This is a genomic window from Kitasatospora sp. NPDC056446, from assembly GCF_042796115.1.
In the GTDB taxonomy this organism is placed as follows: Bacteria; Actinomycetota; Actinomycetes; order Streptomycetales; family Streptomycetaceae; genus Kitasatospora.
The window spans coordinates 1-9,151 of the sequence record NZ_JBHTRF010000137.1 but is presented as its reverse complement, the minus strand read 5'-3'; the positions used below and the strand labels follow the sequence as shown (position 1 = coordinate 9,151).

The following is a 9,151-nucleotide window of genomic DNA, read 5'->3' as shown; positions in this document are numbered from 1 at the left end:
AGTTGCGCTCGCGTCACGCAACATGGTCTACCGGATCAGGGCCTGCCCACGCAGGCGAATCACGCAAATTGATCACAACCAAATACGGGCCCTAGCTTCAACCGGCATGAGCACCGCCGTTCCCACCACCGCCGTTCCCGCGCCGCCGCGTGCCGCGCTCCCCGGGCCGTACCTGTTCTGGCTGGCCGGCACCCAGGCCGGGCTGCTGGGGGACGCCGCGCTGTACGTCGCCCTCGGCTGGGCGGCCTCCGCGCACGGCGGCGGGGCGGCCGGGCTGGTCCTGACGGCGGTCACCGTGCCGCGCACGGCGCTGGTCCTGCTGGGCGGCGCGGTCGCGGACCGGTTCGGCGCCCGCCGGGTGATGCTCGCCGCGGCAGCGGTGATGCTGGTCGCGACCGTCGCCCTGGCGCTGGTGGCGGGCGTCCGGGGCACTCCGCTGTGGCTGCTGGTCGCGGCGGCAGCGGTGATCGGGACGGTCGACGCCTTCCACCTCCCGGCGAGCGGGTCGATGCCGAGCCGGCTGGTCCCCGCCGACCGGCTGCCCCGGGCGCTGGCGCTGCGGCAGGCCGGCGGGCAGACCGCCGTGCTGCTCGGGGCGCCGTTGGGCGGCGCGCTGGTCGCCGCCGGCGGGCTGCCCGGTGCGGCGGTGGCGGACGCGGCGAGCTTCGGGGTCGTCCTGCTGGTCCTGCTGCGGGTGCGGCCGCGGGAGGTCGGGCCGTCCCCGGCCGCGAGGGCCGGCCTGCTGCGCGAGGCGGCCTCCGGCGTCCGGCTCGCGCTGGGGGACCCGCTGCTGCGGGCCGCGCTGCTGCTCACCGGGGCCGCCGCCGGGGCGCTGCTGCCGGTGGTGTCGCTGCTCGGTCCGCTGCTCGTCCGGGAGCACGGCTGGACGGCGGACACCGCCGGGCTGGTGACCGGCGGGCAGGCGGCCGGGGTGCTCGCGGTGGCCGGGCTGGTGGCCTGGCGGGGCGGGCTGCGCCGGGCCGGGGTCGGGGCGGCGGCCGGGCTGTGCGCGGCGTCGGCGGGGACCGCGCTGCTGGCGTCGGCCGGGGGAGTGGCGGTGGCGGTGGCCGGCAGCGTGGTGGCGGGCGCCGGTTCGGGGCTCTTCGCCTGCCACCTGGGCCCACTGGTGCTGACCGGCGCGCCGTCGTCCCATCTCGCGCGCGTGCAGGCGCTGTTGACGCTCGTGCAGAGCGTGGCCCTGGTGCTCTCGACCGGGCTGCTGGGCCTGCTCGCCGATGCGGCGGGTGCCGCCGTGCCCACCTTCCTCTGCGCCCTGGCCACGGCTGTCGCGGGCCTCGCCGCCCTGGCCGCCCGCACCCTGCGCCGGGCCTGACCGGTGGCGGGCTCCCCGGGTTCCCTCGGGGCGGGTTCCCTGGGCGCCGGGTTCTCCGGGCGACGGCGGGTCCCCTGGGAGGCCGGGCCGGGCGACCGGCCTTCCGGCGTCCGGCCGGGCCCACTTGCCCCGCTACCGGCACGCGGGCAGAGTGCGGAGGTGGAGGCGGCCGGACGGTGAGTGGAGGCGGCGATGAGTGATCTGACGGACCGACTGGCCCGGGGCCTCCCGGCGGGGGCCGTGGTGGTGGACCCCGATGTGACCGCCGCGTACCGCCATGACATGGCCGGGTTCTGCGCGGCCGGCGTGCCCGCGGCGGTGGTGTTCCCGGAGACGGTCGAGCAGGTGCGGCACGTGATGCGCACCGCGACCGCGCTGCGGGTGCCGGTGGTGCCGCAGGGCGCCCGGACCGGCCTGTCGGGCGCGGCGAACGCGGTGGACGGCTGCGTCGTGCTGTCGCTGGTGAAGCTGGACCGGATCCTGGAGATCGACCCGGTGAACCGGATCGCGGTCGTCGAGCCCGGTGTGGTCAACGCCGAACTCTCGCGCGCGGTCGAGGAGTTCGGCCTGTCGTACCCGCCGGATCCGTCCAGCTGGGAGTCCTGCACGATCGGCGGCAACATCGGCACCGGTGCGGGCGGGCTGTGCTGCGTGAAGTACGGCGTCACCAGTGAGTACGTGCTCGGCCTGGACGTGGTGCTGGCGGACGGGCGGCTGCTGTCCACCGGCCGCCGGACCGCCAAGGGCGTGGCCGGGTACGACCTGACCCGGCTGTTCGTCGGTTCGGAGGGGACGCTCGGCGTGGTGGTCCGGGCCGTGCTGGCGCTGCGGCCCGCGCCGGCCCCGCAGCTGGCGCTGGCGGCGGAGTTCCCGAGCGCGGACGCGGCCGGTGCGGCGGTCTGCGAGGTGATGGCGCGCGGTCTGACCCCGTCGCTGATGGAGCTGATGGACGCGGTCTCCGTCCGGGCCGTCAACGAGCTGGGGCAGATGGGTCTGCCGGAGTCGACCCAGGCGCTGCTGCTGGTGGCGTTCGACGGGCCGGACCGGGTCGGCGAGCTGGAGCGGGTCGCGCGGCTGTGCCGGGCGGCCGGGGCGACGGAGGTGGTGCCGGCCGAGGACCAGGCGGAGTCCGACCTGTTGCTGGCCGCCCGGCGGCTGGCGCTGCCCGCGCTGGACCGGCTGGGCACCACGATGATCGACGACGTGGCGGTGCCGCGGTCCCGGCTGGCCGAGATGCTGAACGGCGTCGCGGCGATCGCCGAGCGGCAGGGGCTGACCATCGGGGTGGTCAGTCACGCGGGGGACGGCAACACGCACCCGATCGTGATCTTCGACGCCGCGGACGAGGAGCAGACCGCGCGCGCCCAGCGTTCCTTCGACGAGATCATGGCGCTCGGGCTGGAGCTGGGCGGCACCATCACGGGGGAGCACGGGGTGGGGCTGCTCAAGCGGGAGTGGCTGGCCCGTGAGCTGGGGCCGGTGGCGCTGGACCTCCAGCGGCAGGTGAAGGCGGTCTTCGACCCGTTGGGGATCCTCAACCCGGGCAAGATGGTCTGATTTTCTCCGGCGTGCTCGACGGGTTCGCCGGCCCCGACGGCACGCGACTGCCCGACATTCCGGTATGACGTTCAGATGGTCTGTTAATGGCTGAAAAGTCGACACGGAAGGGTGGTCGAACCTTTCAGGGGCGCGTTGTGGATCCGTCCGCGCCGGGGTGGTGCGCCCAGTGGTGCGTACGGCGGCGAAGCGCCGTTTCGCATCGCCCGCGAACCGGCCGCCGTTCGGGTGAAATCCCAGCTCACTGATGGTAGATCGGCGCTCTTTCCGATTTTTGAGCCGTTATTCACGCCCTCGGTGGATATCACGCGAACGGGCGAAATCTGCGGGCCCGGCTAGTGCTTTGTCGATTTGTTGCGGAAGTCTGTCTCCCGGCGTCGCAGCCGTAGGTATTCGTCTGGCCGACGAATCCCGCACGTCATGTTCGACCATTGCACGATGAACATATTTCTGGAGGCTTTCATGGCTCGCATCCACACCCGCCGGGTGGCCGGACTCCTGCTCGTCGGCCCGCTCGCGGCCGGCCTGCTGCTGGCCGGTGCCGGCGCCGCCGCCGCCGACAACGGCGCGGGCGCCGCGGCCGGCTCCAACGCCGGCGTGGTGTCCAACGTCGGCACCGGCAACGTGTTCGGCGGGGTCGACGGCAACTACGTCTCCACCCAGCAGACCGCCACCGGCTCCGGTGCCTCGAACCAGAACAACACCCTCGCGGTGAAGGACAACGCCGGCACCATCCTGGCCGGTCAGGGCAACAAGAACGTCAACGTCATCTTCGCCCCGATCTTCCCCTGACCGTACGGCCGACCGTACGGCCGAGCCGAGTACCACCGAAGGCGGGGGCGCCGGAGGCGGGCGGACGCGGGTGAGCTGAGCAACCGCGCCCGGACTCGGAGTCGGCCACGGACCGGACCGGGAGTCATCGGACCGGGAGTCATCGGACCGGGAACCATCGGACCAGGAACCACCGGGTCGGGAACCACCGACCGGGGAGAGCGAACCGGGGCAGCCGGGACAGCCGGAACGACCGGAGGGAATCGCGCATCACCGAGGGAACAGCGCATGGACCGGTCAGCGGAAAGGGTCACCGCGAAACCGGCCTCGTGGGCGGTGCCGCCATCGGCACCGCCCACGAGTGCGTCCGGGGCCGACCGCCGCCCCCCGCCGTCCCCTGCCGTCCCCCGCCGCCGCCCCCGCCGGGCCCGCCCGCGTTCCCGACTCCCGCTCCCCTTCCCCCGCTGACCGGCCCCGATCGGTCCACCGAGGGCCCGCGCCCGGGACCGTCGGTCCACGGCGGTACGGTTGCGCTCCGACAGCGCACCACGTGTCCGGGCCCCTGAAGGGCCGGTCCGGCCGGGGGTGGCGACCGCGGCAATCGGAAGGAGGGCGCGCGATGGCGGCGGAGGAGGAGGGCCGGTCCGGCCCCGACGAGGCCGGGACGGCACCCGAGCCGGCGGCAGCGGTACGCCCGGAGCCGGTCGCCGAGCCGTTCCACGAGCGCCGGCCCGAGCCCAGGTCCGTCCCCGAGCTGCTGCTCGGCCGCCCGCCGATGGCCCGCCCGCTGCCGTCCTTCGATCACGAGGACGTCCCCGCCGAACCCGGCCCGCTGTTCGTGGACTGGCTTGCCACCGCGCTGGACGCCGGGGTGCTCGACCCGCAGGCGTTCACCCTCTCCACCGTCGACGCGGACGGCATGCCGGACGCCCGGGTGCTGGTGCTGCGCGACGTCGACGCGGCCGGCACCGGCTGGAACTTCTCCGCGGCCGCCGACAGCCCCAAGGGCCGTCAGCTCGCCGACCACCCGGCCGCCGCCCTGACCGTCTACTGGCCGCAGCTGGGCCGTCAGGTACGGGTGCGCGGCTCCGTCGAGCGGGCCCTCGACCTGGTCGCCGCCGCCGAGTTCGCCACCCGTACGCCGGCCGCCCGGGTCGGGGCGCTGGTCGGGCGGCAGAGCGAGCCGCTGGGCTCGCTCGCCGAGTACGACGAGGCGGTGGCGGTCGCCCGTCGCCGGCTGGAGACGTACCCGGACGCGGTGGCGCCCGGGCACGCGGTCTACACGCTGTGGGCGCACGAGGTGGAGTTCTGGCAGGGCGACGCCCAGCGCCGGCACGTCCGGGTGCGCTACACCCGCAGCGGCCCGGTCAGCGCCCCCGGGTGGTCGCGCTCGCTGCTCTGGCCGTAGGGCCCGCCGCGCCGCGACCGCCCGTCAGGCCCCGCCCGCTCACCCGTCCGCCGGGCCCTACCGCCGTCCGGTCAGGGTGGCGCCCACACTGGCCGCGACCACACAGCCGATCCCGGCCAGCTGCGGCCCGCCCAGCAACTGGCCCAGCACCACCAGGCCGACCAGCGCGCTGACCGCCGGCTCCAGGCTGACCAGCACGCTGAATACCCGCTGCGGCATCCGGCGCAGCGCGGTCATCTCCAGCGCGTACGGGATCACCGGCAGCAGCAGCGACACCCCGGCCACCGCGGCGAGCAGCACCAGCGGCGAGGCGTCCGGCGCGGTGAGCCCGTGCCAGGCGTCGCCCAGCCCGAACGGTGCCAGTGCCAGCGCGCCGACGGTCATCGACACCGCCAGGCCCTGGAACCCCTGGAAGGTGGCGCCGACCTTGTCGGTGAACAGGATGTACAGCGCGTAGCAGGCGGCCGCCCCGAAGGCGTAGAGCAGGCCGACCGGGTCGAGCGAGCCGCCGCCGTCGCCCTCGCCGAGCAGGGTCAGCAGGGCCACGCCGGCGGCCGCGAGCAGGGCCCAGAGCAGGTGGCTGGCGCGCCGGGCGAAGACCAGGGCGACCGCGAGCGGGCCGAGGAACTCGATGGTCGCGGCGGTGCCCATCGGCAGCCGGTCGATCGCCCCGGCGAACAGGAAGGTCATCCCGGCCGAGGCCACGCCGAGCAGGGCGGCCGCGGCGAGGTCGCGCGGGCGCTTGTCGCGCAGCTTCGGGCGGGTGACGGCGAGCAGGATGACGGCGGCGAAGCCGAGCCGCAGGAAGGTCGTGCCGCTGACCCCGAGCGGGCCGAAGAGCGGCTTGGACAGGGCGATGCCGGTCTGCACCAGGAACATCGCGGTCAGACAGAGAAGCGGCGCCGGGATCCGCTCCGGGCGCCGCAGGACCTTGCCGAGTCGGCCGGTGGACCGGCCCGGGTGTCCTTGGGGCGGCGCCGAGGGGCCGGATGCCCCGCCTCGTCGCCAGCTTCCCCGCTCGCCGGCAGGCTCGCCCTTGGGGGCGGGCGGCATGGCAAGGGCCTCGGCGACGGCGGCGGCCGACGATGAGGCGGTGGGGGTTTCGCTGGTATGGGAGGTGGGCATATCGGCGAGTTTGCCGTAAGGAGTGATGAACGGGCAAGCTCGTTACAAATATCGGGACGGATACGGACGGGTGCGTCCGAAAGGGTGGACTCGCGGGGGGCCTCCGGCGTGGTTGCCGCGATCGTCCGACGGTCCGTCAGTATCAAGGCGGGGTGCGCTATCTCCGCCCCGCGGCCCTGCTCGCCGCCTCCCTCGTGCTCCTGCTGGCCACCGGCGGGACGGGCGTGAGCACCGTGGCCACCGCCCCGGTCGCCGCCGCCGTCCCCCGCATCCGGGCCGTCACCCTGCCCGACCGGGTCGGCCCGCCCCGCTTCCACGACACCTGGAGCGGCTCCGCCTTCGACGCCTGCACCGCGCCACCGCTCGACACCCTGCGGGCCTGGCGCGGCGCCTCCCCGTACGGGGCCGTCGGCATCTACACCAGCGGCTCCCAGCGCGGCTGCGCCCAGCCCCGGCTCACCGCCGAGTGGGTGCGCCAGGCGCGTGCGATGGGCTGGCGGTTCCTGCCGGTGCACGTCGGCCTCCAGGCCCCGTGCGCCGACCCGGGCCGCAAGCCCCGGCGGATCGACCCGGCGAAGGCCGCGCAGCAGGGCCGGGACGAGGCGGGCGAGGCCGTCCGCGCCCTGGGCCCGCTCGGCCTCGGCGCCGGCAGCCCGGTCTACCTGGACATCGAGGCCTACCCGACGCGCGACCCGGTCTGCGGCCAGGCCGTGGTCGAGTTCACCCTCGGCTGGACCCAGGCCCTGCACTCCGCCGGCTACCGCTCCGGCTTCTACTCCAGCCTCGACTCCGGCATCGCCGACCTGGCCGCCGCCGCCCGGGCCGGCAGCTCCCCGATGCCCGACGCGCTCTGGTACGCCCGCTGGGACGATCACGCCGACACCGCGGGCTCCGGCAGCCTCGACCCCGACCTCTGGAGCCTCCACCAGCGCGTCCACCAGTACCACGGCAACGTCGAGGAGACCTACGCCGGCGCCACCCTCACCGTGGACCGCAACCAGGTGGACGGCCCCACCGCCTCCTGAGCCCGCCGGTAGGGCGGCCGGCCCGGCGGTGCGGCGCGGCCCGGCGGCGGCGCGGCGGCCGGTGGCGGCCCGGCGGCCGGTAGCGGACGGGACCGATGCGACGTCGTGATCCGTGCAACGGCGCCGGGATGCTGACAGCGGGCGGGCGGGGCGGCAAAATCGGGCAGGTCCGCGCGCATTACCGCTCGGTAGGTGTCGCGGGTGCAGCCGTCAGTGCCGCTCGGTCAAGGAGGACCCGTGTTCAGCACGATGCAGGACGTACCGCTCACCGTCGCCAGAATCCTGGAGCACGGGTCCACGATCCACGGCCGCTCGACCGTCACCACCTGGGACGGCACCGGGCCGGTCGTCCGGACCTACGCCGAGGTCGGCGCGCGCGCCGCACAGCTCGCGTGGGCGCTACGCGACGAACTCGGGTGCACCGACGAGAGTGTCATCGGCACGCTGATGTGGAACAACGCCGAGCACCTGGAGGCGTACCTCGCCGTCCCGTCGACCGGGTCCGTGCTGCACACGCTCAACCTGCGGCTGCCCGCCCGGCAGCTGTCGTTCATCGTGAACCACGCCGCCGACCGCGTGATCATCGTCAACGGCACCGTGCTCCCGCTGCTGGCCGCCGTGCTGCCGGAGCTCGCGCCCACGCTCAAGCACATCGTGGTGAGCGGCCCCGGCGACCGCTCGGTGCTGGCCGGCTTCGCGGGCGGCGTGCACGACTACGAGGAGCTGATCGCCGGGCGGCCGACCGCGTACCCGTGGCAGGGGGACATCGACGAGCGGCGGGCCGCGATGCTCTGCTACACCTCCGGCACCACCGGCGACCCGAAGGGCGTGCTCTACAGCCACCGCTCGGTCTACCTGCACTGCCTCCAGGTCAACACCGGCGACAACTTCGGCTTCACCCCGCGCGACACCGCGCTGCCGGTGGTCCCGATGTTCCACGTGAACGCCTGGGGGATCCCGCACGCGGCCTTCATGTCCGGCGCCAACCTGCTGATGCCGGATCGTTTCCTCCAGCCCAAGCCGATGGCCGGGATGATCGCCGCCGTGCGCCCCACCGTCAGTGCCGCCGTCCCGACCATCTGGAGCGGCCTGCTGGACGAGCTCGACGCGGGCGACTACGACACCTCCAGCCTGCGCATGGTGGTCATCGGCGGCAGCGCCTGTCCGCCGTCGCTGATGCAGGGCTTCGAGGAGCGCCACGGCATCCGGGTCATCCAGGCCTGGGGCATGACCGAGACGTCCCCGCTCGGCTCCTTCGCCCAGCCGCCGGGCGGCCTCACCCCCGAGGAGGAGTGGCCGTACCGGATCACCCAGGGCGTCTTCCCGGCGTCCGTCGAGGCCCGGCTGATCGGCCCGGGCGGCGAGCGGATGCCGCACGACGGCGTCTCGGCGGGCGAGTTGGAGGTGCGCGGCCCGTGGATCGCCGGGGCGTACTACGGCGGCGCCGGGCAGGACCCGCTCCGTCCGGAGGACAAGTTCTCCGAGGACGGCTGGCTGCGCACGGGTGACGTCGGCACCATCACCGCCGACGGCTACCTGACCCTCACCGACCGGGCGAAGGACGTCATCAAGTCCGGCGGCGAGTGGATCTCCTCGGTCGACCTGGAGAACCAGCTGATGGCGCACCCCGAGGTGGCCGAGGCCGCCGTGGTCGCCGTCCCGGACGAGAAGTGGGGCGAGCGCCCGCTGGCCACCGTGGTGCTGCGCCCGGGCGCGACCGTCGGGCTGAAGGAGCTGCGGGCCTTCCTGGCCGGGCGGATCGCCTCCTGGCAGCTGCCGGAGCGCTGGTCGATCGTGGAGTCGGTGCCGAAGACCTCGGTCGGCAAGTTCGACAAGAAGGTGATCCGGGCCGACTACGCGGCGGACGGTCTGGACGTCACGGTGTTCGGCAAGGAGTGAGGCACGGGCAGTGAGGGAAGGGCCGGCCGCCCC

At 74.7% G+C, this 9,151-nt stretch carries 7 protein-coding genes; 6 read left to right on the top strand and 1 reads right to left on the bottom strand.

Features of this window, described 5'->3' with window-relative positions:
* Positions 1 to 106 precede the first annotated feature (106 nt).
* From ACFQ6N_RS39500 to ACFQ6N_RS39485, 4 genes are all read left to right on the top strand, one after another.
* Positions 107 to 1,333, top strand: a complete 1,227-nt coding sequence (locus ACFQ6N_RS39500) for an MFS transporter (protein ID WP_380658991.1) — start codon at positions 107 to 109, stop codon at positions 1,331 to 1,333.
* A gap of 192 nt (positions 1,334 to 1,525) precedes the next feature.
* A complete protein-coding gene (locus ACFQ6N_RS39495) occupies positions 1,526 to 2,890 on the top strand; it encodes an FAD-binding oxidoreductase (RefSeq protein ID WP_380658990.1) in 1,365 nt (454 codons plus the stop codon).
* 462 nt (positions 2,891 to 3,352) lie between these two features.
* Positions 3,353 to 3,682 carry a hypothetical protein gene (locus ACFQ6N_RS39490; protein WP_380658989.1) on the top strand — a complete coding sequence of 110 codons (330 nt, stop codon included), beginning with the start codon at positions 3,353 to 3,355 and terminating at the stop codon, positions 3,680 to 3,682.
* 598 nt (positions 3,683 to 4,280) lie between these two features.
* Positions 4,281 to 5,069, top strand: a complete 789-nt coding sequence (locus ACFQ6N_RS39485; protein ID WP_380658988.1) for a pyridoxal 5'-phosphate synthase — start codon at positions 4,281 to 4,283, stop codon at positions 5,067 to 5,069.
* A 57-nt stretch (positions 5,070 to 5,126) separates the two neighbouring features.
* Here ACFQ6N_RS39485 and ACFQ6N_RS39480 read toward each other — a convergent pair whose 3' ends face one another.
* Positions 5,127 to 6,194: a DMT family transporter gene (locus ACFQ6N_RS39480; RefSeq protein ID WP_380658987.1), complete on the bottom strand. Its 1,068-nt coding sequence runs from the start codon at positions 6,192 to 6,194 to the stop codon at positions 5,127 to 5,129.
* A gap of 152 nt (positions 6,195 to 6,346) precedes the next feature.
* Between ACFQ6N_RS39480 and ACFQ6N_RS39475 the strand changes: the two genes are divergently transcribed.
* Both ACFQ6N_RS39475 and ACFQ6N_RS39470 read left to right on the top strand, forming a co-directional pair.
* Entirely contained in the window at positions 6,347 to 7,219 is an 873-nt protein-coding gene (locus tag ACFQ6N_RS39475) for a DUF1906 domain-containing protein (RefSeq protein WP_380658986.1), read from the top strand.
* A gap of 237 nt (positions 7,220 to 7,456) precedes the next feature.
* Positions 7,457 to 9,118, top strand: a complete 1,662-nt coding sequence (locus ACFQ6N_RS39470; protein WP_380658985.1) for a long-chain fatty acid--CoA ligase — start codon at positions 7,457 to 7,459, stop codon at positions 9,116 to 9,118.
* Positions 9,119 to 9,151 lie beyond the last annotated feature (33 nt).